This is a genomic window from Roseateles sp. DB2 (assembly GCF_051857535.1).
In the GTDB taxonomy this organism is placed as follows: domain Bacteria; phylum Pseudomonadota; class Gammaproteobacteria; order Burkholderiales; family Burkholderiaceae_C; genus Roseateles_B.
On record NZ_JBPZGY010000015.1, the window covers coordinates 1 to 25,103 of the forward strand.

At 65.2% G+C, this 25,103-nt stretch carries 23 protein-coding genes and 1 pseudogene; 13 read left to right on the plus strand and 11 right to left on the minus strand.

Annotated features, from left to right (window positions below; genetic code table 11):
- Positions 1–144: 144 nt before the first annotated feature.
- Entirely contained in the window at positions 145–1,536 is a 1,392-nt protein-coding gene (locus ACS5PK_RS18770; RefSeq protein ID WP_439441793.1) for a PLP-dependent aminotransferase family protein, read from the minus strand.
- Positions 1,537–1,719: 183 nt separating this feature from the next.
- On the opposite strand from ACS5PK_RS18770, the gene ACS5PK_RS18775 reads away from it, so the two are divergent.
- Both ACS5PK_RS18775 and ACS5PK_RS18780 read left to right on the plus strand, forming a co-directional pair.
- The gene (locus tag ACS5PK_RS18775; RefSeq protein WP_439441794.1) at positions 1,720–2,883 is read left to right on the plus strand and encodes an MFS transporter; all 1,164 of its coding nucleotides are present in this window, start codon (positions 1,720–1,722) and stop codon (positions 2,881–2,883) included.
- A 24-nt stretch (positions 2,884–2,907) separates the two neighbouring features.
- A complete protein-coding gene (locus ACS5PK_RS18780) occupies positions 2,908–3,525 on the plus strand; it encodes a hypothetical protein (protein WP_439441795.1) in 618 nt (205 codons plus the stop codon).
- A gap of 524 nt (positions 3,526–4,049) precedes the next feature.
- On the opposite strand, the pseudogene ACS5PK_RS18785 reads toward ACS5PK_RS18780, so the two are convergent.
- Positions 4,050–4,358 (minus strand): annotated as a pseudogene (locus tag ACS5PK_RS18785) (DUF1153 domain-containing protein); the annotation flags it as partial.
- Positions 4,359–5,079: 721 nt separating this feature from the next.
- On the opposite strand from ACS5PK_RS18785, the gene ACS5PK_RS18790 reads away from it, so the two are divergent.
- The 7 genes from ACS5PK_RS18790 to ACS5PK_RS18820 all read left to right on the plus strand — a co-directional run bounded on the left by ACS5PK_RS18790 (position 5,080) and on the right by ACS5PK_RS18820 (position 11,550).
- Entirely contained in the window at positions 5,080–5,832 is a 753-nt protein-coding gene (locus tag ACS5PK_RS18790; protein WP_439441796.1) for a YqcI/YcgG family protein, read from the plus strand.
- Between the two features lie 93 nt (positions 5,833–5,925).
- Positions 5,926–6,777, plus strand: a complete 852-nt coding sequence (locus tag ACS5PK_RS18795) for an arginase family protein (protein WP_439441797.1) — start codon at positions 5,926–5,928, stop codon at positions 6,775–6,777.
- Positions 6,774–7,616 carry a diaminopimelate epimerase gene (dapF, locus tag ACS5PK_RS18800; RefSeq protein ID WP_439441798.1) on the plus strand — a complete coding sequence of 281 codons (843 nt, stop codon included), beginning with the start codon at positions 6,774–6,776 and terminating at the stop codon, positions 7,614–7,616. The genes ACS5PK_RS18795 and dapF overlap by 4 nt, the downstream gene beginning before the upstream one ends.
- On the plus strand, positions 7,603–8,589 hold the full coding sequence (gene cysK / locus ACS5PK_RS18805) for a cysteine synthase A (protein WP_439441799.1): 987 nt from the start codon (positions 7,603–7,605) through the stop codon (positions 8,587–8,589). Before dapF ends, cysK begins: the two co-directional genes overlap by 14 nt.
- Before the next feature lie 78 nt (positions 8,590–8,667).
- Complete coding sequence (gene metX / locus ACS5PK_RS18810; protein WP_439441800.1) at positions 8,668–9,828, plus strand: homoserine O-acetyltransferase MetX; 1,161 nt, start codon at positions 8,668–8,670, stop codon at positions 9,826–9,828.
- Between the two features lie 39 nt (positions 9,829–9,867).
- Entirely contained in the window at positions 9,868–10,587 is a 720-nt protein-coding gene (locus ACS5PK_RS18815) for an SDR family oxidoreductase (RefSeq protein WP_439441801.1), read from the plus strand.
- 63 nt (positions 10,588–10,650) lie between these two features.
- Positions 10,651–11,550, plus strand: a complete 900-nt coding sequence (locus ACS5PK_RS18820) for an ATP-grasp domain-containing protein (RefSeq protein ID WP_439441802.1) — start codon at positions 10,651–10,653, stop codon at positions 11,548–11,550.
- Between the two features lie 373 nt (positions 11,551–11,923).
- Here ACS5PK_RS18820 and ACS5PK_RS18825 read toward each other — a convergent pair whose 3' ends face one another.
- The gene (locus ACS5PK_RS18825; RefSeq protein ID WP_439441803.1) at positions 11,924–13,048 is read right to left on the minus strand and encodes a hypothetical protein; all 1,125 of its coding nucleotides are present in this window, start codon (positions 13,046–13,048) and stop codon (positions 11,924–11,926) included.
- Between the two features lie 247 nt (positions 13,049–13,295).
- Entirely contained in the window at positions 13,296–14,504 is a 1,209-nt protein-coding gene (locus ACS5PK_RS18830; RefSeq protein WP_439441804.1) for a hypothetical protein, read from the minus strand.
- Positions 14,505–14,523: 19 nt separating this feature from the next.
- Between ACS5PK_RS18830 and ACS5PK_RS18835 the strand changes: the two genes are divergently transcribed.
- The 3 genes from ACS5PK_RS18835 to ACS5PK_RS18845 are packed head-to-tail and all read left to right on the plus strand — an operon-like array spanning position 14,524 to position 18,148.
- Positions 14,524–16,629 carry a hypothetical protein gene (locus ACS5PK_RS18835; protein WP_439441805.1) on the plus strand — a complete coding sequence of 702 codons (2,106 nt, stop codon included), beginning with the start codon at positions 14,524–14,526 and terminating at the stop codon, positions 16,627–16,629.
- The gene (locus tag ACS5PK_RS18840) at positions 16,626–17,666 is read left to right on the plus strand and encodes an NAD-dependent epimerase/dehydratase family protein (protein ID WP_439441806.1); all 1,041 of its coding nucleotides are present in this window, start codon (positions 16,626–16,628) and stop codon (positions 17,664–17,666) included. The genes ACS5PK_RS18835 and ACS5PK_RS18840 overlap by 4 nt, the downstream gene beginning before the upstream one ends.
- Positions 17,663–18,148: a hypothetical protein gene (locus ACS5PK_RS18845; protein WP_439441807.1), complete on the plus strand. Its 486-nt coding sequence runs from the start codon at positions 17,663–17,665 to the stop codon at positions 18,146–18,148. Before ACS5PK_RS18840 ends, ACS5PK_RS18845 begins: the two co-directional genes overlap by 4 nt.
- On the opposite strand, the gene ACS5PK_RS18850 is transcribed toward ACS5PK_RS18845, so the two are convergent.
- The 5 genes from ACS5PK_RS18850 to ACS5PK_RS18870 all read right to left on the minus strand — a co-directional run bounded on the left by ACS5PK_RS18850 (position 18,129) and on the right by ACS5PK_RS18870 (position 20,923).
- A complete protein-coding gene (locus tag ACS5PK_RS18850; RefSeq protein ID WP_439441808.1) occupies positions 18,129–18,470 on the minus strand; it encodes a hypothetical protein in 342 nt (113 codons plus the stop codon). The two genes, ACS5PK_RS18845 and ACS5PK_RS18850, sit on opposite strands and share 20 nt — an antisense overlap.
- On the minus strand, positions 18,467–18,829 hold the full coding sequence (locus ACS5PK_RS18855) for a hypothetical protein (protein WP_439441809.1): 363 nt from the start codon (positions 18,827–18,829) through the stop codon (positions 18,467–18,469). Before ACS5PK_RS18855 ends, ACS5PK_RS18850 begins: the two co-directional genes overlap by 4 nt.
- Before the next feature lie 153 nt (positions 18,830–18,982).
- On the minus strand, positions 18,983–19,264 hold the full coding sequence (locus ACS5PK_RS18860) for a cupin domain-containing protein (RefSeq protein WP_439441810.1): 282 nt from the start codon (positions 19,262–19,264) through the stop codon (positions 18,983–18,985).
- Positions 19,265–19,277: 13 nt separating this feature from the next.
- Entirely contained in the window at positions 19,278–19,943 is a 666-nt protein-coding gene (locus tag ACS5PK_RS18865) for a glutathione S-transferase (RefSeq protein ID WP_439441811.1), read from the minus strand.
- Between the two features lie 86 nt (positions 19,944–20,029).
- Complete coding sequence (locus tag ACS5PK_RS18870) at positions 20,030–20,923, minus strand: DMT family transporter (RefSeq protein ID WP_439441812.1); 894 nt, start codon at positions 20,921–20,923, stop codon at positions 20,030–20,032.
- 220 nt (positions 20,924–21,143) lie between these two features.
- Between ACS5PK_RS18870 and ACS5PK_RS18875 the strand changes: the two genes are divergently transcribed.
- The gene (locus tag ACS5PK_RS18875; protein ID WP_439441813.1) at positions 21,144–21,641 is read left to right on the plus strand and encodes a GNAT family N-acetyltransferase; all 498 of its coding nucleotides are present in this window, start codon (positions 21,144–21,146) and stop codon (positions 21,639–21,641) included.
- 11 nt (positions 21,642–21,652) lie between these two features.
- On the opposite strand, the gene rrtA is transcribed toward ACS5PK_RS18875, so the two are convergent.
- Positions 21,653–22,225 (minus strand): rhombosortase, encoded by a 573-nt coding sequence (rrtA, locus tag ACS5PK_RS18880; protein ID WP_439441814.1) that lies wholly within the window; start codon positions 22,223–22,225, stop codon positions 21,653–21,655.
- Positions 22,225–24,987 (minus strand): bifunctional [glutamate--ammonia ligase]-adenylyl-L-tyrosine phosphorylase/[glutamate--ammonia-ligase] adenylyltransferase, encoded by a 2,763-nt coding sequence (gene glnE, locus ACS5PK_RS18885; RefSeq protein WP_439441815.1) that lies wholly within the window; start codon positions 24,985–24,987, stop codon positions 22,225–22,227. Before glnE ends, rrtA begins: the two co-directional genes overlap by 1 nt.
- Positions 24,988–25,103: the final 116 nt, after the last annotated feature.

Sequence of the window (25,103 nt, forward strand, 5' to 3'; positions counted from 1 at the left end):
CCGCCACGATCTGCTCCACCGAAAAACGACTCCGTCTCACGACTTCTCCTGCGCCCCATTCTCGAGGCCGAATCGCCGAAAGACTAACGCTCAGCGTGTCTCGATTTCTTCAATGCAGATCAGTCTGCATGGCAAGTCCCACGATCAGACCGGGGCCTCCAGAAAGGCCTTTGCGCGAGGGTCCTCTGCGTAGGTCACATTGATCCGAAGCCAAGGGCTGACCAAAGCGTCCGGCGTGAATGCCGAACCATTTGACAGCTTTACGCCGCGCGCAGCTGCGTTCTTGACCAGTTCGGTGCCATCGCAGATGCCAGGCCAGCGGGCCCAGACAAACATGCCACCGGGCGGGCGGTCGAATAACTGCCAACCGACTCCGCTCATCATCTGGCAGGTTTGCGCCAAGCGGGCTTCTAGCCGTCGGCGCAAACGATCGACAAGCTTGCGGTAGCTGCCGCTTTCTATCATTGCTGTAAGAACCTGCTCGCCAAAGCGGGATGACGTGATGCTGGTGAGCATCTTGACATCGACCAGAGCTTTGATGTGCTGCGGCGCTGCGGCAATGAATCCGACGCGCAATGAGCACGAGAGGCTTTTTGAAAAGCTACCGACGTAGATCACTCGGCGCAATTGGTCGAGTGCCGACATTCGCACGGCTGACGCGCTTTCGAAGTCAGCGTAGATATCGTCCTCGATGACCCGGAAGTCATGCTTTTCGGCTAACTGCAAAACACGGTGGGCTGTCGCTGTGGAAATGCTCGTTCCTGTCGGGTTCTGAAAAACGCTGTTCACGAAAAACAGCTTGGGCTTGTGCAGACTCAGCAGTCGCTCGAGAACTTCAATATCAGGACCATTCACGGTGCGAGGTACGCCGATCATGTGGATACCTTGAAGCTTCAGCAGCCCGAAAAGGTTGTAGTAGCCCGGGTTCTCGACCAGAACTGTGTCGCCGGGGCGCAGCGTCAGGCGGATGATCAGGTCCAGCGCATGACTTGCGCTACTGGTCAAAAGAATCTGCTGGGCGGGAGCCGCGATGTTCAGCGTACCGAGTCGACGACTCAGCGCGGCTCGAAGACCGCTCGCGCCTAGCGGGGAACCGTAGTCAAAGAGACTCGCGCGGTCACACCGGACGATCTGTCGGATGGCGTAGGCCATGCCCTCGTCTTCGCGCCAGGATTCATCGAGCCAACCGCAGCCAAGCTTGACGCTATCGGACTTGTCGCTGAATAGATGCCAGAGCTCGTCCGTAACGTCCCCGGCGTCTGTTGGATTGGCGAGCCCGGGTGTGTGCCCTCGCGCCCTCGAGTCTTCTACAAAGTAGCCCGAGCCTGGGCGCGATCGGGCAACACCCTGGGCGATGAGGCGCTCATACGCCTCAATAACCGTGTTGCGGCTCACACCCAAGTCACCGGCAAGCAATCTGATCGATGGCAGGCGGGTGCCCGCTGTCCATCGGCCTGCGCCGATTGCTGATCGAATTTGTCGCTCTACTTGATCGGCCAATGAAACATCTGAGTGCCGCAGGATATCTATTTTCATCGTTCTCCCTCTTGAACTGTTCTGGCAGGTGTGTAGTAACTGTGGGGGCAAAGTTCATCATAACTGTGTCTGTCAGCGCACCTGCAACCACGCTATGGTGGCCCTCATCGTGTTGCGCCCTCGTGGCACGTCTTCATTGAGGTGCGAATGACTTCTTCTAGTGGACGGAAGGATGCAGCGCGGTTGGCGTTTTCACTCACGACCATCACGCTCGGCGTCAATCTGCAGGTGCCGCTGTACGCCACTTATGCGATGCGAGATGGCGTGGGGGTCATGGCCACCGCGATCGCATTCTCCTTCTACGTTGCCGGGGTGCTGCCCGTATTGCTGGCCTTGGGGGGCGTGTCAGACAGCATCGGACGTCGCCGGGTCATGTTCCTCGCCTTGTTGCTGTCCGCCGCAGGAACGGCATTGATGCTTGCCTATCCGCACATCAGCACCTTGGCTCTGGCTCGGTTTGTCTTGGGCGCTGGTACTGCGCTCATGTCCGCGACGGCCACCGCGTACATGGTCGATCTCATGGGCGAGGGGAATGCCGCTGTCGCTGCCAACTGGGTTACCGCCAGCAACTCGATTGGGTTCGGGCTGGGCCCAGCGCTTACAGGTTTTTGTCTGATGTTCTCGGACACCGTGAGGCCATTCAGCTTCGTCTTGCATCTCGCGGCTGTGGCCGTGACCGCCATGCTGTTGTGGCGCTTGCCGGAAACAGCGCCTCGTCAGGCAAAGGCGGCACCGATGCTGCGACTCCCGCTCTTCACGTCGCAGGGGCGCTGGTACGGCTGGGCCATTTTGCTGTGCTGGGCAACTTCGGGCCTGGCCATCTCTGTGCTTCCCTCTGTCCTTGGCGCACACGGCCTGTCCGGGTACGCCGGCCTTTCGACCATGCTGACTCTCAGCTGTGGGCTGATTTTTCAGCCTTTGGCGCGCCGCATGGCGCCTCAGCGCGCCACCCGTTTGGGGCTGCTGATCCTGGTGCCTGGGTATGTCCTGCTCGCGTGGGGGGCAACGTCAGGAGTCCTGCTGGCGGTTCTGATCGGCTCCGTCTTCGTGAGCAGCGCCTGCTACGGCCTGGTCTACCTGGGCGGCTTGGTTGGCTCGGCCGAGGCCGCTGGCAACGAGAAGGCGCGCGCGACGGCCGCGTACTTCCTGATGGCCTATGTCGGCTTCAGCGTGCCGGTGGTGTTCACTGGACTGGTGGCGGATCGATTTGGCACGTCAGTGGCGCTGCTGGCCTTTGGAGTTCTGTTGACGCTCAGCACTGCGTTCCTTCTGGTGAGGCGCAAGCGCTTGCATGTGGCGCCGTCGCTGGATCAGCGGATGGCAGGGAATGAATGTGGCAATTGCTAATTACTTTTCGTGGAAGGTTGGGGAATGATGAAATTCAAGAGCACTGTTCGACAGATTCGTGATCTTCCATGGCAGCTGCTCGATCGCCGTGAACTGCAAAGACTGATGTACATCTCGCATGTCTACGCCATCGAATTTGCCGAGGCGCTGCGGATTGCGCTGCAGGAGTATCCCGACAACAAGAACCTGCTGTCGATGGCGCGTGGAGAACTCAAGACCACGAACCTGCGCTATGGCGACTATCTGCAGGCTGGCGATCATGCTGAATTCCTGGCGCATTTCCTGCAGCGCCATGGCATTCAAGGCGACGAGTTGCTGCGAACGCACGCGAAAACCTATCTGGACGCCTGCAGGCAGCTGAGTCCCCGGGTGCGGGCGATGTCTGTTTTCAGCAGAGAAGAAGAGCTTTCGGACATCTTCAAGGTGATCATCGAGGCTCCTGACTGGTCGGCGCCCGGACTGGACGCCTTCCGCTTCTATCTTGAGCAGCACATCCTGTTCGACTCGCGCGAGGGGGGCCATCACGACCTCACCAAAGATTTTGCTGTCGATGATCAGCTGGTGCCGTTCTATGCGGCTCGCCTGAACACCTACCGCTCGATTCCCAAGCTGTTCGCACTTGAGGCGCTCCAGGCTGGATAACACAGGTGAGTGTTGAAGCGCGCGGTCAGGGTCTGCTCCAGCGCCGACTCCGCCTTCTTCGATCGCCCGCTGCGCGACAGATGCCAGTCCAGCCGCTCAAGGCAGTGGAAGTCGGTCACCAAGGTCATCGGCGTCCAGCCATCACGCCCTGCTCAGGCCCGGCACATGCCGGTAGCCCAGCGTTCATTGGGCGCCTTGGCCACCGAGGGCCGCGACTGGATCCACGGTCTGAAGCCCACCGGGCGCTTGCGCACCTTCCAGCCCTAGGCCAGCCCTAGAGATGGAAGGTGCGCTGCACCGTGTTCTTGTTGAAGCCCAGCAGATGCGCCACGGCCCGGTATTCGAAGGAGGGGTTCTCCTCAATCATGGCCTTGATCGGCGCCGCAAAGTGGCCTTGCCGTGTGGGTGCTGCCTTCACCGGCCGGTAGTACACGCTGCACCGCGGCACCTCAAACCACCGGCACAGCGCGGCTGTCGAGACGGTGATGCGTTGGCTTGCAGTTCCTGGCGGATAGGCTCGACCACTTCTCGTCCTCGCCCAGCAGGGACTGCATTTTTCCTGCGCGCAGCTCCAGCATCGCTTCGCCGTAGGCGTCCTGGAGCGCCTTCAACTGGCGCTCGCACTGCTCGCGCAGCTTCAGTGGTTTGGCCTTCAGGATGTTCTCCATGCCTCGACGGCCATCTTCAACTCAGCCCTCGATCTCCGAGGGCGGCAGGTCATAGGTCCTGCTGGCCTCCGAGACGCTGCGCTTACCCTGGATGATCTCCAGCACCAACGCTGTCTTGCGCTTTGCGGTCCAGTGCTTGATCTCTTCGTCCATCTGCGTACTCATGGTGTCTTGCCTCTCGAAGGCAGCTCCCGTGCAGGCTTTCAACGGGTCAATGCATCACTACCAAACGCGACCTCTTGCATGGAGGTGTTGGCGCTCCAGGCCCGAGCCTGTGCCCCAGGACGGGTGGAGCGTTCAGTGTCGTGTTGTGCTCGTGTGTCGTGAGTGACATTGATCGTCAACTGTCTCTGAAGCTCTCAGGAACAGCTCATGAAAAACCTGCAGAACCGTGTCTTCAACTGGCTACTCCAAGTGGCTATTCTCTTGAGTGTGCTAATTGCGTCGGCAGCGGACTTTTGAAGCTAGCCTGCCGGTGAGACACGCAAGGCATGGATGCCTGCAGTGGCCCATGCAAGCAAATACAAACAGGGGGGAGATATGGTCACCAAGAATCGGCAGCTGGATCAGCTGCGTCAGCGAAAGAGACCTCTTCGCCGCGTGAACGAACCGTAGCCAACGGATCGTTCCAGCGCTCGCGCGAGCGCTATCGCCTGCCCTCATGGGGCGGCGCCCTGTTGCCTGACGGGCCCAAGTCCTGCTGGATCTGACGCGTTCTTGCAAGACGTCTTTGCGCATGCTAACGCCGTTGGTAAGCGCCATAGGCTGGGTCTGCTCAAGACAAACATTGCCGGAAGCGGTGGTAGCCAGAAGCTCCGCCCGCTGCTCCATTGCGTCCGTAGTCAGTGCCCTTTTGACGATCCAAACCAGCTTGGAACAGCCAGACATGACGCCGAACCAGACACCATTGATTTCCCAGTCACAGGTTTCCCGCGACTCGGGGAGCTGGCATTACACCGTTCTTCGCGATCTGGAGCAGCGGCTCGGTGGGAGTTCCGAGTTTCCCTGTGTGTTCTCAAAGAACGCCTTTCGGAAGCAGTTGCTGAAGTTCATCTTTGTTGAGCGCAATGACTCGAGTGGTATCCAGCATCTAGCGTCTGGCCTCGCGGAGTACGTCGATGTCTCCAGGAAGTGGGACCACAGCCTGGACACCGCCTATCCATTGATAGTCGCGTTCTCGCATGCCAGCATCCACGCGAAGACGGTTGAGGACTATCACGCCTACGGCTGGGACGTGTTGCAGAGGCTGCATGAGGTGGACACCGCGCCCTGGCCTGACGATGTTGGCGAGGATCCAGAGTCAGCGACATGGTCCATGTGCTTCAACGGCATGCCGTTGTTCTGCAACATGAGCACGCCAGTCCATCAGCTGCGAAAAAGTCGCAATCTCGGCGAGCACTTCGTGCTGGTCATCAACCCGCGAGAGCGGTTTGACGTGTTCGCTGGCAACACACCTGAGGGGCGAAAGATGCGGCTCAATATTCGTGCTCGCATCAATCGCTATGACGACATCCCCCACTCGCCACAACTGGGCTTCTTCGGTTCCAGCAGCAGCGAATGGAAGCAGTACGGCTTGGGCGATCAGAACACGGAACGCGGCGAGAAGTGCCCCTTTCTGATGCGTTCACGTCGCGGATAAGGCGGTCGGCAGTCCGCATGTCCGTTCGGCCTTCCCATGCCTTCGCCCGGCACCCCGGCGGGTTTATCAACTTTTCTCACACCGATCCCACTCATGCTTGAACTCATCGTCTCCCAGGGACGTGTCGCTGATCGCGCCGCGCGAATGATCGAAGGGGCCGCCCTGACTGCAAAGGCCTTGCAAGATCGCTACGAACTGCGTTCGCGGGTGATCGGTCGGCCGCAACCGCATGCCAATGACGATTGGCGCGTCAGCCTGCCGCAAGCACAGGAAACGCTGCTCGGCTTGCGAGCAGCCATCGAGGACAGCGTCAAGACTGGGCAACTGACAGTGATGCTTTCGAACACCTGTTCGGCCAGCCTCGCGTCCCTTCCGGTCGTTGCTCGCGAGCACCCCGACGCCGTCGTCCTGTGGATTGACGCCCATGGCGACTTCAACACGCCGGCAACCACCGACTCGGGCTATCTTGGCGGGATGGTGCTCGCTGGTGCCTGCGGCTTGTGGGAAAGCGGTCATGGCGCTGGGCTGCGGCCCGAGCAAGTCGTGCTGGTCGGTGCGCGCGACATCGATGCGGCCGAGCGCCAGCTGCTCGAAACAGCGGGCGTGCGCATCATCCCTCCGGCACAGACGACGCCAGCCCGGATTCTCGAAGCCATCGGTGATGCACCTGTCTGGGTTCACATTGACTGGGACGTGCTGGAGCCGGGCTTTCTTCCGGCGGACTACTCAGTGCCCGATGGCCTGCGGCCTGACCAGATCCGCGCCCTGTTCCAGGCCATCCCGGCTGATCAGCTCCGCGGCATCGAACTGGCCGAGTTCAATGCCTCGACGGATCCGGTCAGCAATGAGAAGTCGCTGTCCATCATCCTTGATATCGTGGCGCCCGTTTTCGAACCTGCCACCGCGCGCGATGTTGCGGGCATGAATGATGAGTGTGCCGCATGAATCGCTTCACCAAGATGCATGGCGCCGGCAACGACTTCGTCGTGCTTGACCTGCGCGGTGACGCACCGGACCCCTCAGCTGAATGGTGTCAAGCAATCAGTGACCGCCACACGGGGGCCGGTTGCGACCTGATTCTGGGCATCAAGGCGCCCCGATCAGCAGCTTCCATCGCGTCATTTGCAATCTGGACAGCCACGGGTGCCTCTTCACCTCAGTGCGGCAATGGCGCCCGATGCGTGGCGGCCTGGTTGGTGCGGGAGGGTGTCGCCACTGGTCCTGAGTTTTGCATTGACAGTCCCTCGGGGACGCTGACTGTCGAAGCTATCGACAAAGCGAACTTCAGGGTGTCCATGGGCGTTCCGCAGTTCGCAGCTGATCGAATCCCTGTTGCCCTCAGCTGCGCGGATGATGGCCGCTACACCGTTGAACTGGCGGACCAGCGTTCGGTTCGATTTGCCGCCGTGTCCATGGGCAACCCTCATGCTGTCATTGAAGTCAAGGATGTCGCGCAGGCACCGGTTCAAGAAGTGGGCCTGGCGCTGCGGGCAGGGCCCTGGTTGCCACTCGCGATCAACGTCGGCTTCGCTGAGATCGTCTCCCGGCAGCACATCAGACTGCGCGTCCACGAGTACGGCGCTGGCGAGACGCTGGCATGTGGCAGCGGTGCCTGCGCAGCCGCAGCGACTTTCATTCGCGATGGGCTGATTGATCGTCAAGTTCGAGTCTCGCTCCCTGGCGGTGACCTTGGCATCTGCTGGCCGGACGATACCTCCCCGATCACCATGGCAGGACCCGCTGCATTTGTTTACGAAGGACAGTTTCACCATGCCTCTCTTTGACAGCATTCTCGATACCGTTGGACGGACTCCCATCGTCAAGCTTCATCGCCTCGCGCCTAAGCACGTGAGCCTCTATGTGAAAGTCGAGTCCTTCAACCCCGGCGGCTCGGTCAAAGACCGCCTGGCGCTTGCCGTCGTCCTGGACGCCGAAGCAAAGGGCCTTCTCAAACCTGGCGACACGATCGCCGAATGCACGTCCGGCAATGTCGGCATCGCCCTGGCCATGGTGGCGGCCGCCCGCGGCTACAAGTTTGTCGCGGTCATGTCCGACTCCTATTCCATCGAACGACGCAAGCTGATCCGCGCCTACGGCGGCAAGGTGATCCTGTTTCCGGCCGAACTCGGCAGCAGTGGCGGCAACAAGATCGCCGATGAACTGGCGGCAAAGCACGGTTGGTTCCGCGCTCGGCAATTCGACAACCCGGCGAACCCTGCGTATCACCGGGAGACTACGGCCGCTGAGATCCTCAGCGACTTCGCCGGCAAGCGCCTGGACTATTTCGTCACCGGCTTTGGGACGACGGGCACGCTCACCGGCGTGGGACAGATGCTGAAGCTGGCCAGGCCCTCCGTGCGTGTTGTTGCCGCCGAGCCTGCAAATGCGGCAGTGCTCGCGGGCAAGGCGTGGAGTGTCCACCAGATCCAAGGCTGGGCACCTGACTTTGTGCCCAGTGTGCTCGACGCCACCGTCATCGACGAACTGCGTCCTATCGACGAGGTCGTGGGCCGAAACACGGCACGCCGGCTTGCCGCTGAGGAAGGCATCTTCGCCGGCATATCCGCCGGGGCCACCGTGGCCACCGCCCTGGATGTGGCGCAGAACGCCGCGGAAGGGTCCGTGATATTGGCCATGCTGCCAGACACCGGGGAACGGTACCTGTCCACCTTCCTGCTTGAGGGCATGAATGAAGGCTCTGACGACGAATGGCTGGCCGGACTCTCTGCGTCTGAAGCGCTGCTTTCTCCCGCATAAGGCCACTTGCGCGGGCTGCTTTGCAGAGCGGTCTTGCCACCGCTCTTCATTCCGATCGCCCTATCGAAGGAGCTGCACATGAGGGAGTACATCCCGCCCGCTACGCGCTTCGTCACGCTCCCGCCCGGCTTCACGCTGCATCGTGGCGGGCGTTTGCATGGTGCACGGATTGCCTACGAGTCGGTAGGCCAGCCAAATGCTGCGAAAGACAACACGATTCTCATCTTGCCGGGGCTGTCGCCGGATGCGCACGTCTGTTCTCATGCCGAAGACCCCTCGGCCGGGTGGTGGGAGTCGATGGTGGGAGCTGGGAAGCCGATTGATACCCGGCGTTGGCATGTGATCTGCGTGAACTCCCTGGGCAGCTGCAAGGGATCAACCGGTCCGGCGTCGCCCAACCCCTCCAACGGCGAGCCCTATGGCCTGAGCTTTCCCGAGCTGTCCATGGAAGACATTGCTGACGCGGCTGCATTTGTGGTTCGCTCACTTGGCGTCAAGCAACTGGCCTGCGTTGTTGGCGCGTCAATGGGGGCCATGACCTCACTTGCGCTTGCGGCACGTCATCCTGATTTGACACCGCATCTGATCAACATCTCGGGCGCCGCCAGCGCCCAGCCCTTTGCCATCGCGATACGGGCCCTGCAACGCGAAGCCATCAAGTCTGACCCGCAGTGGAACCAGGGTGCCTACAGCGCGGAGAGTTTTCCGAAGAGCGGCATGGTCATGGCGCGAAAGCTTGCCTTCCTGACCTACCGCTCTGCGCAGGAATGGAACCAGCGCTTCGGCAGGGACAAGCTCGGCTTGGAGTCCGACAGTGCGGCGCCGTTTGGCATCGAGTTCTCTGTGGAAGGGTATCTGGAGTGCCATGCCCACCGATTCACGAGCGGCTTTGATCCCAACGCCTATCTGTATCTGAGCCGCTGCATTGACAGGTTTGATCTGGCAGAAGCCAGCAGGTGCGACGTGGCCGATGCGCTGGCCCGCTTGTCGGTTGAGTCTGCGCTGGTGATCGGTGTCGAGACGGACTTCCTGTTCCCGATTTCGCAGCAGCGGCAGATTGCCGATGGCCTTGCCGCGGGAGGTGCTCAGGTGAGCTATGTGCCACTGGATTCACCGGCCGGCCACGACGCTTTCCTGGTCGACTTCGAGCGCTTCGGCCCGCCCGTTGCCGCTTACCTGGCCTCACTATCACCCGGCTGTCAGGGTAATTTGGCTGCGGTGAATTTGCTAACCATCTGAAAGGCTCCCAGCGTGTCCACGTCTCCCAGAAGAGTTGCCTTGATTACCGGGTCGAACCGGGGCATAGGGCTGGAAATCGCGAGCCAGTTGGCCGCACAGGGGATCCATGTGATTCTCAGCGGAAGGCGCAAGGAAGCGGTTGATGAGGCCGCCCGGCGACTGTCATCGACCGGCGCCGACGCAGCAGGCTTGCACCTGGATGTCACAGACTCCAGCAGCATCAGGGCCGCGGCGGAAAGTGTTGAGCGCCAGTTTGGTCAACTCGACATCCTCGTCAACAACGCCGCCATCCGCATTGAGAAGTACGGCAACTGCCCCTCGGAACAACCGCTGGAGCAATGGCGCCAGACCTTCGATACCAATCTTTTTGGCGTGGTCGAAGTGACTCAGGCCTTTCTGCCATTGCTTCGAAAGTCAGCGGCCGCTCGTATCGTGAATGTGTCGAGTCTTCTCGCGTCCATTGAGACGCACTGCGACCGATCGTCATACGCCTACAGTGACTTTTTCAAGTCATTGCCGGCTTACAGCGCATCAAAGAGTGCGATCAATTCCTGGACTGTGCACCTGGCCTATGAACTGCGGAATACGCCCATCAAGGTGAACGCCGTTCATCCGGGCTACACCAAGACGGACATGAACGAAGGTGCGGGCGATCTGGAGGTTAGCGAAGGCGCTAAAACAAGTGTCAGCATGGCTTTGCTCGATGCTGATGGCCCCACTGGGCAGTACGTCCATATGGGCAGACAGATTCCCTGGTGATCGGCAGGAGTCCAGCTCCCCGTCCATCCATACACATCAACACAAGACTTTCTCCGTTTGCATATGAAGTCAATTGCCTTGGTTACCTGCGCGGCTAGTCTGCCGATCGACTACGACATGCCCCCCTTGCTCGATGCCCTTGCAACCCTGGGAATGCAGACCCAGGTTTGCGACTGGGAGGACCCTTCGATTGATTGGGCTGGCTTCGACGCTGTACTCCTGCGTTCGCCCTGGAACTACATTGATCAGTTGCCCACGTTCCTGCGTTGGTGCGAGCGTGTCGAGAGCATGACAACGCTGCTGAATCCTGCAGTTGTTGCGCGCTTCGCTCTGGACAAGCACTACCTTGCGGCCTTGTCTTCCTTGGGCGTCCCAACCGTGCCAACTCAGTTCATTGAGTCCGGCATGGATCCGCATGAAGCCATCCGTGCGCTGCTCGCTGCGCACCCCGAGTCTGGCGACGTCGTGGTCAAGCCGACCATTGGTGCTTACTCAAAGAACGTTCAGCGATTCGCTCGGGAGCAGGCACACGAGGCGGGCGACTATGCCGCATCGCTGCTTGCCAATGGCAGTCTCGTTATCGTGCAACCCTACCTCCCCTTGGTGGACGAGGTGGGGGAAACCAACCTTACTTACTTCGACAACGCATACAGCCATGCGATTCGCAAAAGTGCCATGCTGTTGGCGGATGGCACCGTCAACGTCCCCACGCTGGACCTGAGGGCCGCTCGTGAGGCTGACGAGGCCGAGCGCGCCGTCGCAGAGGCTGCGCTGCGCGCCGCTGCGCAGTACATGGGCTTGGCTCGCCCCTTGCTCTATGGGCGAGTCGACCTCATTCGGGACAAACAAGGACGCCCCGTTGTACTCGAGCTCGACATCTGCGAACCCTCGCTCAACCTGCCCTTTGCGCCAGGAAGTGCGCTGCGTTTTGCCCAGGTGCTCGCACGCCGGCTAGGGGGGTGATGCTGAGGGCGCCTTTCGCCGCACTCCCGCCCCAGGCACTCGCACGCGCGCTGGCAGCGAAGGAGGCCCCTGAAAAGCTGTTGCCTTCCGGAATGCAGAGATCGGACTGCATCGCTGAGGCCATTCGCAATGACTGGCCGCGCCGAGCGAAGATTCAATCCATGGCAATGCAAATGCCGTGATTTCAAACCCCAGTGAAACACGGACGTAGACGGCGATGAGGCAAGTCGGGCCAAGCCCCTGGTGGCCCGTGCCTCACGATTCAACGTTCAGTGCAAACCGACATGGCGATCCCTCGTTCCTCCGCTGGCGGAGCCGGAGGCCCCGGAGGTCCAGACCGCCCGGCCGCAGCCGGGCACGGTCCTGCGGTGCCTCAGGGCGTCGGTGTGAGCACAAAGGCCCGCTGCTTGCCGTTTATGGTGCCCGTCCCCGCGATCTGGCCCGCATCGTTGAGGTACAGGCGAGCGGGGTCGACATTCGACAAGCCGGGCGCCAAGTTGTTCACATTGAGCATCACGCCCTTGGCATAGAAGAAGGGCTGCTTGCTGCCGTTGGCCAGCGTGGCATTGCCGATCACCTGGCCCGACGCATTGACGCCAGTGGCCGTGCTGGTGGTGCCGCCCAGGGTGCCCAGGTCTAGCATGCGGGTGCCGTCATGAAGAAAGGCGTGCATCTGGTTCGCCGCCGTGCGCGCTGCCCCCACCACCTGCCCCAACCGATTGATTGCATAGCCGATGCTGCTGGATCCACCCAGTGTGCCGAGGTCCACCATGCCGCGCTTGTCGAACACGAAGGCGTGGCCCACGCCGGTGCTCGTGCTGCTGCTGCCGGTGACCTGTCCTGCATCGTTGACGGCCAGGGCACTGCAGGCACGTCCTCCCAGCGTGCCTGGGTCGATCAACCCGCCGCCTGTGGAAAGGAAGCAGCGTGGCGCCCCCGAGACATCGTAGGCACTGCCCACGACGAGTCCGGCCTGGTTGAGACCATAGGCATAGCTGTACTGGCCGCCGAAGGTGCCCAGGTCCACCATGCCTGACGCCGTGGCGAGGAAGGCATGATCCTTCTCATCGACCGTTCGCGCATAGCCCGCCACCTGCCCGCTGTCATTGACAGCCACAGCGCTGCTGAAGCTGCCGCCGAAGGTCCCCAGGTCATAGGCGCCCCCACCGCTCAGCAAGGTGGCGTCGAGGCTCAGGCCGCTGGCGCTCATCACGTTGCCCGCCGCAAGGCCACTGCCACTCAGGGCCAGCGCCCGTCCAGGGCGCGTGCTGAGTGCCACGATCACGCCGCCATTCCACATGACCGGGTAGGGTGTGCCGTCGGCAGCCTCTGCATAGCCCACCACCTGGCCGGCATTGTTGAGTCCGTTGGCCGCGCTGCTGGCCCCCCCCAGTGTGCCGAGATCGGTCAAAGTCCAGCCGGCCGACATGGCCGGGGCAGCGAACAGCCAGGATGCCAGGCCGGCCGCGAACAGGCTGGCAACATTCTTCATGGTCATGAGGATTCCTTGGGTAAATGAGCTGAAGGGCGGCGCCTTTGGTGCATGCCTCTGGCATCCGCTCAAGCCAGTGTCAGCGGCCGCTGGCTCATGGCGTGAGCCAGCAAGGCCGAGGATGCGCCCCGTCTGTTTCACTGTCCTGACTCATGCCAGGTGACGCACAGTCGCGCTGCGCATCCGCCGTGGCATTCAACACCCCGGCCGCTTCCCGCGGGGGGATGGGGAGGCACGTGTTCTTGCGTCCTGCTCAGCCTACCAGCGCACCGTGGTGAAACCCCAGCCGCGGGTCGCCGCCGGGAGACAAGGGCACGAAGTCCTGCAGGCCTGGCATGGCCACCCGCAGACGCACGGTGTTGGCGGGGTAGTCGTACACCGTGATGTGGTTGAGCCCGCGATTGGCGGTGAACAGCAGACGCTGGTCCGCCGAGAGCTGGCAGGCGTAGACCGAATCCAGCACCGACCAACGAGAGATGCGCAAAGCAGCCAGGAAGTGCCGCGTCTCGTGCAGCACATTGCCGCGGGTGAGCGCGTCGGCGATCTGCGCGCCAACGGCCTTGCGCTGGCCGAGCAGGGTTGCCACGTCAGGGCGTTCGTCGATCATGCGCCATCGCGCGAAGCCCTCGCGCTCGATCATGATGATGCTCTGACTCGCGCCATTGCAGAAGATCAGCTCCCCATCGGACAGCACCACGTCGCTGTTGATATGCGCCGGCACCTCGCGACCCGCAGCCCAATGCCGCAGCACGCGGCCACTGGCGGCGTCAATCTCGAAGGCGTACTCCTTGAGGTAGGCCATCGCCCATTCATGCCAGTCGCGCCCGTCCTGCGGCAGGACGCGGAAGCTCAGCGCATAGAAAATGTCCCGGGCCGGATCCGCAGCCACATGCCAGCAGGTGGCGGGCAGCTCCACGCGGCGTGCCTCTCCCGTCTGCAGGTCATAGATGCCGACCTCTCGCGCCTCGCCGTGCATGGGGTGGTCCATGGAGCCGTACACCAGGTAGCGGCCCGATGCACTGCGTTTCAAGGCATGCGGCAGTTTCACGCGATGTGGCCCCAGCTTCGTGCCCTCGTCGAGGCGGTGCGCGTCGAAGCGATAGAAGTGGTCGCCGATCGCCGTGATGAACTCACGCTCATCCAGCCACGCCGCATGGGTACTTCCACGCAGCGAGGTGTCGTTGGTCTCGAAGCTCAGCGTGCTCTGGCGCGCCAGTTCTCTGGAGTCGGAGCCGTCGTAGATCAGCAGGTGCTGGCCGGTGTTGCCCAGGAAGCCCAGTGAACCGCCCGGACTCAGGCTCACCGCGTGGCCACCGGCGATGCCGTCGAAGTACGAGATCTTCCACGCATAGGCGTTGTCGGCAGGATCAAAGAGGAACTGGCAGACGCCGGCCAATCCCTCGAGCCCATTGAGGCCATTGCCGTCCAGCGCAATGTGAAAGCGGTAGGGGTAGGCTCGCATGCCGCGTTATTATCAGTCCATGGCACGCCGTCCTGGCAAGATTGACCATGACCACACCGTGTGGGTCCATCAGCGCGCCGGCGCAAGCGGCCCGGTGTTGCTGGATGAACTGCTGGCTGCCTGCGGATTCTGGTCGAGTGTGGCTGATCGGCGCGGCCCGGTGGTCATCAAGCCCGATCTGGACTGCTGCGAGCAGGCGCCGCATGCCGGCACCGAAGCAGCCCTGGTGGAGCACCTGATCGATCGTCTGTACGAACATGGCTTCACCGATGTTGCCGTGGCGGACGTGCGCAACGAAGAGGATGCCTGGCTGCACAACCGCGATCCGCAGCTTGTGCCAGAGCTGACGGGCTGGCGCTTCCGCACACCGCAAGGGCGGTCCTACGAGGTGTTCGACGCGGCGGGCGGCGCGCGGTGGCGGGAGGCCGCCCTGCGCATCGTCTTCGCCAAGAACCGTACGCACGAGGAGCAGCATTTCGCGCTCACGGTCCACAACCTGGCCAGCCTGGCCGGCACGCGCCGCGGCACCGTGGAAGACGCATTGCAGGTCCTGCGCGAGGCGCCGCCGCACTGGTGCCTGATCGATGCCATGACCAGCGCCCACGGCGGCGCCGGCCAGCGTGCGCCGCGTCCGCTGGCGACGCATACGCTGATCGCAAGCCCACTGGCATTGCTGGCCGACTGGGCCGGTGCCGCGCGCATGGGGCTGGACCCTTACGCCTCGGCGGTCAATGCGGCTGCCTTGCATGCATTCGGGCTACCTCCCCATCGCGTGCAGGGCCCGTTGGCACCCTACCCCTTGTGGCGCAATGTGCATCCCCTGATGGCCCGCTCTGCACGCCAGCGTCAGGCGGCAGAGGGCGTGGGTGCACTGGCCCCCGCCTGGTTCCAGACGGTCGACCGCGAACGCTTTGCGCCGCGCGACTTCTACAGCGACCGCCTCAATGCCCTGATCACGCCGCTCATGGCGCGGGTGGACGACAACCCGCGCGCTTTCTGGATCGTGGTGACGCTGAACCTGTTGCTGGCGCGCCTGGGTGGGCTGGTGAAGGCGCAGCACACCCTCTTCGCCAAGGACAGGCTGCGCCGGCGCGAGGCGCCACTGCTGATGGACCCTCTCGCCTACCCGGACACCGACTACGACGCCGTGCCCGACGCGATGGCACCTTACGAGGCGCTGCTGGCGCATCTCCCGCCCGGACGCAATGGGCTGCGATGGCGCCACGTGGACGGCGCCATCGTGTTCGGCAACGAACATGTGGTGCCCGTGGCCTATGACAAATGGGTGCGCCGGGTCGACATCTCGCGGGGCATCCAGTACATGAACGACTACATCGGCGGGGCCACAGTGGCGGTCAGGCGCGACGGCCGTGGCCGTGTCAGACACCAGGCCGAACGCAACCTGTACCTGCAGCAGCCCAACTGGATGGTGCTGTTCGGCGGGGAGGTGATCGATGTCGAGAAGCTGCAGTGCATCCGGCGCGCGCCGGGGCGGCAGAGTATCTACTGGCGCACCGTGGCCAGTCCCAATGACAGCGCGCTGGCTGACGACGGCTGCGTCGAGTTCACGCGCACACCAGAGGGCCAGGTGCGGGTGCGGGTCGCCGGGCGCCAGCATTTCAGGCTGCCGCTACCGTTCCAGATGTTGGACATCAACCTCGCGCCCGCCCTGCGCGATCCCATCATCGAAGGGGCCTACACGACCTTCTTCGAAGGCACTCTGGCCAATCTGCAGGCCGCCTACGAAGGGCGGGACTTCCGTATCGGTCACGACCCTGAGGCAGAGAACCCCAAGCGTGCGCTGCCACGCCTGCTGGCCACAGCGGCGGCTGCGCTGGGCGAGTTGCTGCGGAGCCGCCGCGGCGCGGGAGAGCTGGGTGATGCCCTGGCCTGGTTGATGGGGACCGGGGCCAGCGTGGTAAAGGAGCCGGCCGGGCCGCCCTCCCGGACCACCGATGCGCAGGGCTTCGTCCATTTCAGCGGTCAGCCGGCTGCCAATGACGCATCGGGGCGCGACGCCGCCTTTGCCGCCGGAATGGCTGCGCTGGCCCGGGATGCCCCGGACTTTCTTCAGGGCCTGGCGGACGCGGTGCACCGCGACCTGGACCAACTGGCGCGCGGATGATGAGGCCCGCGCTGGTCACCGGTGCGACCGGCATCGTCGGCAATCACATCGTGCGGGCGCTGCTGGACCAAGGGTGCTGCGTGCGTGTGCTGGTGCGAGCCGCCAGCGACCGGCGAACCCTGGCAGGGCTGGACGTCGAGGTCTGCGAAGGCGATGTGCTGGACGTCGATTCCCTGCAGCGGGCCGCGGCAGGCTGCGACCTCGTTTTCCATGCGGCCGCCGTGTTTGCCTACGCCGGCATGGCGAGCGAGGCTCAGGCCGACCTCGCCGTGCGCGGCACGCGGCACATGGTGCTGGCGGCGCAGCGCGCGGGCGTGGGGAGGGTGGTCGTGACGTCCTCCTCAGTGACGCTGGGGTCCAGCACCACGCCCCTGGTGCTGGACGAGGACGCGGTGTTCGACGAACCGCAACCCTCGGCGTACGTGCTGTCCAAGCTGCGACAGGAAGAGGCCGCCTTCGACAGCGGCCGCCGTCTGGGGCTGGATGTGCTCACGGTCAACCCGACCCTGGTCATCGGCGGCCATGACTACCGCCTGGGGCCGAGCAACGCCAATCTCGTCAACTACCTCAATGACCCGTTGCGCTGCACCTTCCTGGGGGGCTGCAATGTGGTGGCCGCGCCCGACATCGGGCAGGCGCACCTGATCGTTGCCCGGCGCGGCAAGGCGGGCAGGCGCTACCTGGCAGGCAGCGAGAACCTGCGCTGGGAATCGCTGCATGCCACCGTTTCAGCGCTGGCGGGCACCTTCGGCCCTTCGCTGACGCTGAACCACACAGCGGCCTACCTGGCCGCCGCTGGCATGGAGGCCGCAGCCCGTCTGGCCGGGCGTGCGCCGCAGGTCACGCGCGACGAGGCGCGCATGGCCTGCCGCTTCTACTGGTACCGACACGACCGCCTGGCGGCCCTGGGCTGGCGGCCTCGCCCCGCACGCCAGGCGCTGGCCGAGGCCTTGGCCTGGGTGCTGGCGCGTGGGAATGTGTCGGATGCCGTGGCCGCCCGCCTGCAGCTGTCACCCGAAGTGCGGGCTGCCTCATGAAGCTGATGATGGTGGTGATGCAGCCCTTGGAGCCGCTGATGCAGGTGCTGATGGAGCGTGCCTGCGAGCTGGCGCCCTTGCTGCCCCACGTGGAGGCCGCGCAGGTGCTGGAGGACAAGGTGCTGCCTACGGGCGAGCGCCAGCTTGTGCAGCAGTGGCGCGCCCACGTCGAGGTACCGGTGCTGCTGCAGCCGCATCTGGACCCTGGGCTGCTCGATTGGACATTGACCTTGCGACAGCCGACCGGCGTGGCGCTGGTCCGTTTTCACGCGGCGTCAAGGGCGGTTCAGGTGCCGGGGTGCTGTGAAGGGACACTGCGCTTCCTCCCGGCGGCCGGTGGCCGTGGCACGCGCATCGAACTGGAGGCCGAGTTCCCGCGCACGGGCGAGGGCTTGCGCATGATCTTCAGCGAGCTGGTGTCGCGCCATTGGCGGACCTTCTTTGACCTGGCGGCCTCGAGGATCAGCGCGCCAGCAGCTTGACGACGGACCAGGCCAGTGCTGCCAGCGAGGCGGCTTCGGCGCGAGCCTCGTGCGTCATGTGCAGGCCCATGGACAGCAGGCTGGCGTCGGGGTCGAAGGCATCGTGGTGCAGGCGGCAGCGCCGCTCCTCCAGCACCAGATGCAGGCAGCTGCCATCGGGCAGCCGGCGGCGCCAGTGCTCGGCGCTGGCCGGCGCACCCGAACTGGCGCGGTAGAGGCCGCCGGCCTTCAATGCGGCGGCCTCACGCCGGGAAACCGGCCGCTCGCCGTTGCTGTGCGGGTCGTGTGCGAGCACGCGGCGCTCGCTGGCGCGGTAGCTCACGTCTTCGGTGGGCGCTTGGCTTCAGCGCGGGGGGGGCTGACCGCGTTTGATGTCGTTCGTGCCTGGCTGGCCAGGCGGTCGAACTCGTCGTAGTAGCTGGTGCCCAGGCGCAGGGCCAGGTCAGCATAGGCATGCACGCTCTGGCGGCCGAAGTCGCTGAGCTTGCGCGCGGTCTCGGCCAGCGTTGCCTTGTCGTCCTGCACTGCCTGCAGGGTCTCGGCGGCCAGCGAAGAGAAGCGGGAGGCCTGGTTGATGTAGACCTGCATGGCCTCGACCCCTGCGTTCAGCAGCTTGACCTCCAGCCGAGCGGCGCCGCTGAGCACTTTCTGAAGATCGATCGACTGGGTACGCGTGGCCATGCTGCGCTCCTAGGCGGATAGATGCTGCGACTATAGGGGTGCCGCCGGCACGCGGCAATTACCCCATGAGCGTCCCAGGATCCTGCACCTGCTTGCATCGGAACCTCGGCGGCCCTGCCTTGGGCCGTGCGGCGCTGCGCGTCCTGCCGCAGCTCAGGCAAGCCGCGCTACCCAGTACGTCGCCCCTTGCGGGCCGTATCGTTCTTCGTGCACCAGGCCTGCCGGGAGATCGAAGCCGTCGCCGGGCTGCAGGTGCCGGGTCTTGCCCTCCACCGTGAGCCACATCTCGCCCTGGACCAGCAGGGCCTGCGCGCGGAAGGGGTGGCTGTGCGGGCTGACTGCGGTGTTGGGCGCCCAGCTGCGTTCCAACACCTCCGTGAAACCCCGGGCCATGGCCTGCGAGCGGAAGCTGTCAAAGCTCAGGGTCGCTCCCAAGGTGTGCCCGGCCTCAGCCCTTGGCCTTCATGGCCGCCATCTGGCGATCGGTGTCGGCCTTGCGGTCGGCGGCCACCTTCTGTGCGGCGGGCCGCTCGCCGACCAGCTTGGCATGGCTCTTCCAGTCCACGCTGTGGGCTGCCAGGAGGTCTTCACCCAGCACGGCCTTGGTAGCCATGCCGACCAGGGGCAGGCTGACCCAGGCGGCGCAGTCGGCCTGGCTGAAGGTCTCGCCTCCCACATAGGGCGCGAAGCGGGCCAGGCGCTTGAAGGCCGGAATGTTCTTGTTGAGCGTCTTGCGCACCCACTCCTGCTTGGATTCGCTCACGGTGCCACCGAAGAAGGCTTGGGCATAGAGCTCGCGCGCCACCAGTTCCAGGTGCAACTCGATGAAGGCGGTCAGCTCGCGCAACTTGGCCGCGGCGAAGGGGTCGGCCGGCAGCAGCGGATGCTCGGGGTAGGCTGCCTCCAGGTAGTCCATGATGACCTGGCTCTCGCACAGCGGCCCCTGAGGTGTCTTGATGAAGGGCACCTTGCCCAGGGGCGAGCAGCTCAGCACGGCCTCGTCGGCCGACTTGGTCATCACCAGCTCTTCCTGGAAGGGGATCTGCTTCTCCAGCAAGGCCAGCTTGACCTTGTTGTAGTAGTTGGACAGCGTCAGTCCGCACAGCGTGATCATCAGGGACTCCCGTATCGAAGTTGGAATCCGCGAAGTCTAGGGGCATGGCGCCCGGCATGCTGGCGCCCGTGCGACAGGCGCAGCCCTCAGCGATTCACCAGCACGATGCCCAGCGCCAGCCCGGCCATGGCGCCCATCAGCCGGCCGGAGATGGCCTCACCCAGCAGGGCGCTGCCGGCCAGCAGACCGAAGAGCGGCGTGCTGAGCGTGAAGCTGGCCAGACGCGTGGCGGGGTAGTGACGGATCAGCCAGAACCAGACGAGGTAGCTGATGAAGGACACGATCACCGCCTGGAAGCCGAACAGGCCTGCCAGTCGCCAGCTCCACTGCAGGGGCCAGGCCTCGCCGGCCCCGACGGCCCCGGCGCACAGCAGCAGGGCGGAGACGGCCAGCTGGTAGAACAGCGTCTTCTCGGCGCTGGCGGTGGACAGACGCGTGGCCCGGATGGCCAGCGTGGTGCCGCCCCACAGCAGCGCGGCCAGCAGGCCCAGGGCGTCGCCCAGCCACTGGCGCGGCGCGTCCGGCGCGGGCGCGGCAAAGCCCTCCGCGAAGGCATAGGCCACGGCGCCAAAGGCCAGCAGCAGGCCGGCGCTCTGGCGCAGGCTCAGGCGCTCGGCATGGGCGATGAAGGGCATGCCCAGGGCCACGACGAAGGGGGAGAGATAGATCCACACCACCATGCGCGCCGCCGTCGTGTATTGCATGCCGGCATAGATGCAGGCGAACTCGGCGGCAAAGAGGCTGCCCACCAGCAGGCCGCCGGGCAGGCTGCCGTCACGGTTGAAAAGCGGAATGCCCCGCCACTGCGCCCAGAGCCAGACCAGCAGCGCCGCCACCGCCGAGCGCAGCCCGGCCTGCCACAGGGGCGTGATCTCGGTCAGCGCCGCCTTGATGGCCACCTGGCCCAGGCCCCACAGCAGGCAGCAGGCCAGCAGGGAGCTGATGGCGAAGAGGTCCAGGTGGGTGCGGCGTTCAGTCATGAGGGGTACTGCAGGAGAGGTGGGGCGACGGCCGGCGCATGAGCGCACCGGGCGGGTGCATTGTGCTGGCAAGCGCGCACAAGGGTGGCGCAGGATGGGCGAGCAGCATGGTTCCCGGCGCGGTACTGGTGCATGCAGGGTTGGCCAGCGTGGCGGCTGCTGGCATGGGGCTTGCGCAGTCCTGCCTGTCCTGATGAACTTGTACGAAGGAGGCCTCCCCATGACCACATCCACCCTGCCGCCCGTGGCGGCCACCGGCCTGCGCCTGCGCCTGGATGATCTCAGCGACCCGCGCATTGCGCAGCTGCTGGAGGAGCATCTCGCCGACATGCGCGCCACTTCGCCCCCCGAGAGCGTCCATGCGCTGAACCTCGACAAACTCCGCCGTCCCGAGATCCGCTTCTGGACGGCCTGGGACAAGCAAGGCGAGCTGCTGGGCTGCGGCGCCATCAAGCATCTCGCGGGCGCGCATGCCGAGCTGAAGTCCATGCGCACCGCGCCGGCTGCGCGAGGGCGGGGTGTGGGCCGCGCCGTGCTGGCGCGGCTGATGGACGATGCGCGCGCGCAAGGCGTGAAGCGCCTGAGCCTGGAGACGGGCAGCCACGCCTTCTTCAAGCCGGCCCATGCGCTGTATCGATCGGCCGGCTTCGAGCCGTGCGGACCGTTCGAAGGCTATGTCGAAGACCCGCACAGCGTGTTCATGACGCGCGAGCTCTGATCAGAAGCTCTTCAGCGCTTGCCGCCTCGCAGCAGGAGCAGGCTGCACAGCAGGCCTGCCGCCGCGCCCGCCAGGTGCGCGAAGGGCGCGATGGGCACGTCCCAGCCGATCACCGTGCGCAGCGGTGCGCCCAAGGGCTGCTCCGACAGCAGCTTCAGCAGCAGGCCCAGGCCGATGGCCGCGCCCAGCGCACGCTCGCGCCCCTTGCGCTGCCACAGCATCACCACCAGCACGGCCACGCCGGCATGCAGCACGCCGGACAGCCCGCCATAGCGGTGCAGGCCCGGCTGCAGCAGCAGGCCCAGCTGCGTCAGCGGCCAGGCGAGGAACCAGGCCAGGGCCGCGCGGCCGCCGGGCTCGCTGGCCCAACCCAGCAGGGCCAGCACCAGGCAGCCGGCCAGGTTGGCCAGCAGGTGATGCCAGCTCCAGTGCACCAGGGCGCCCGTCCAGAGCCGCCAGGGCTGATGCCAGATGAGATCGGCCTGCCAATCCAGGCGGCCGCTGGGCAGCAGGGAGGTGGCGAGCAGGGCGGCCAGCAGGGCCAGCGCCGCGGCGGCGGCGCAGAGGGTGGTCCAGGCGCGCATCAGTTTGAAGGCTCAGTGGGAAAGACTGCCTGCCACAGGGCCAGCACGGCGGCCTGCAGCGGGGCGGTGCCCTGGGCGGCCTGGGCGGCTTCGTCCAGCGCGGTGCTCTGCTCGTCCAGGCGGGCCCGGTGCTGCAGGCGGCGCAGCTCGCGGTAGGCATTGGCCGCGTCACGGCCCACGCCTGCGGGCAGCAGGCCGGCGTCCTCGGCGCGCTGCAGCAGTGCGATGTTGCCCGCATTGGCCAGCAGCTCGGGATGCTGGCCGGAATGCGCCAGGATCAGGTACTGCAGCGCGAACTCTGCGTCCATCATGCCGCCAGGGCTGTGCTTGACGTCGAAGAGCCCCGGCTTCACCGGTCGCGCCGCGCGCACCTTCTCGCGCATGGCCTGCACTTCCTGGCGCAGGGCCTGCGGGTCGCGCGGGGCGGTCAGCACCTGGCGGCGCACGGCCTCGAAGCGCTCGGCCAGGCCGGCGTCCCCAGCGCAGAAGCGGGCCCGGGTGATGGCCTGGTGCTCCCAGGTCCAGGCGGTGTTGCTGCCGCGGCCGATCTGGTAGTTGCCGAAGGAGCTCATGGAGGTCACCAGCAGGCCGGAATTGCCGTTGGGGCGCAGGGCGGTGTCGATGTCGAAGAGCTCGCCCGCGGCCGTGCGCAGGGTCAGCCAGGTGATGAGCTTGCGCACGAAGGCGGCGTAGACCTCGGGGGCGTTTTCATCGGTGTCCTGCTCGTTGTCGTACAGGAAGACCACGTCCAGGTCTCCGCCATAGCCCAGCTCCTTGCCGCCCAGCTTGCCGTAGGCGATGACGGCGAAGCGCGGCTGCTCGCGGTGCTTCTGCTTGAGGCGCGACCAGGCCCAGTCGATGACGCACTGCAGCGTGGCATCGGCCAGGGCGGAGAGGTCGTCGGCCACCTGCTCGACGGTGATCTCGCCCTCGACGTCGCGCACCAGGGTGCGGAAGACCTCGGCATGGTGGGCGCGGCGCACGCTGTCCAGCAGCGCCTCCTCGTCGGCCTCGCCGTGCTGGGCCCAGGCGTCGTGGCGGGCCTGCAGGTCGGCGATGAAGGTGGCGCCGTCGAAACGCTCGTGCAGCAGCCGGGTATCGGCCAGCTCGTCGATCACGCCGGGGTGCTGCATCAGGTAGCGCATGGGCCAGCGGGCCAGGCCCAGCAGGCGCAGCAGCCGTGTCTGCACCGAGGGGCGCTCGACCAGCAGGGCCAGGTAGCTCTCGCGGCGCAGCAGGGGCTCCATCCAGTCGATGAAGCGCAGCGCGGCGTCCAGGCTGCATTCGCCGTCGCGCACGCCCAGGGCCGCGCGGCCGACCAGCTTGGCCAGGCGCAGTCGGGACTCCTCGCGCAGGTTCTGCACCCTCGGCTGCTGCGCCCATCGGCGCACGGCCTCGGCCAGCTCGGGCGGCAGCTTCTCCAGGAATTCGTCGGCGTCCACCGGCAGGGGTGGGCCGCCGCACTGGCCCTTCTTGCAGCCGCCGGGGGCCTGGCCGTCGTGCAGCAGGGCGTCGAACTCGGTGGCCACCAGCTCGCGCACCTCGCACAGCCGGTCCAGCAGCTGGCAGGCCTCGGCGCTGCAGGGGAGGTCCATGGAGCGGGCGATCCAGCCCAGGTCCTCGTCGCAGCCGGGCAGGCAGTGGGTCTGCTGGTCGTCCAGGAACTGGATGCGGTGCTCCACGCGGCGCAGGAAGTCGTAGGCCTCGGCCAGCTTCTCGGCGGTGGCGGGCTTCATCAGGCCGCGCGCGGCCAGGCGGCCCAGGGCCTTGACGGTGGAGCGGGTGCGGATCTCGGGGAACTGGCCGCCGCGCACCACCTGGAGCAGTTGCACGATGAACTCGATCTCGCGGATACCGCCGCGCGAGAGCTTGACGTCATTGGCGCGCTCGGGTCGGCCGGCGGCGCGGCGCTGGGCTTCGTCGCGGATCTTGCGGTGCAGTTGGCGCAGGCCCTCGAAGACGCCGTAGTCCAGGTAGCGGCGGTAGACAAAGGGCGTGACCAGGGAGCGCAGCGCCACGGCGCGCGAGGGCGGCTCGCCCGGCTCGGGCTGGCGGGGCGCCACCACCCGGCTCTTGAGCCAGGCAAAGCGCTCCCATTCGCGGCCCTGGACGAGGAAGTACTCCTCCAGCATCGACAGGCTCACCACCGGCGGCCCGGAGTTGCCGTTGGGCCGCAGGGCCAGGTCCACGCGAAAGACCTGGCCGTCCTCGGTGACGTCGCCGATCAGGGCGTAGAGCCGCTTGGCCACCAGGGTGAAGTACTCGTGGGCGGTGACGATCCGGGGGCCCAGGGTCTGGCCGTCGTCCTCGTAGACGTAGATCAGGTCGATGTCGGAGGAGACATTGAGCTCGCGACCGCCCAGCTTGCCCATGCCGATGACCCAGAACTCGATGGGCTCGCCGGCTTCGTTGCGGGGCTCGCCGTTGACTTCGTCCTGCTCCAGCCGGGCTTGCCGCAAGGCGGCGCACAGGGTCACCTCGGCCAGGGTGGTCATGGCCTCGGTGATGGCGGGCATGGGGGCGGCCTGCTCGATGTCGGCCACGGCCAGGCGTTCCAGCACCAGGTGGCGGCAGACCCGCAGGCTGCTGGCGAGGCTGCGTCCCCCGGACTGCAGCTGGTCGATCAGGGCCTGCATGGTCTCGCGGCCGGGCAGGCCCGGGGGCAGCAAGGGCAGCTCGGCTTCGTAGCGGCGCCGGATGCGCTGCACGAAGCGACTGTGGGCGGCGCTGGCGCCGCCAGGCTTCGTAAAACTTTGCTCCATGGTGCTCATGCCTGGGATGCCCCTGGGTAAGATGCCGGTGCATTCCACGAGCGAAGGGCTGCCGTGCGCATCAGCACGCACGCCGGCCGAGGCTTCGAATCAAAACTCATGGTGTC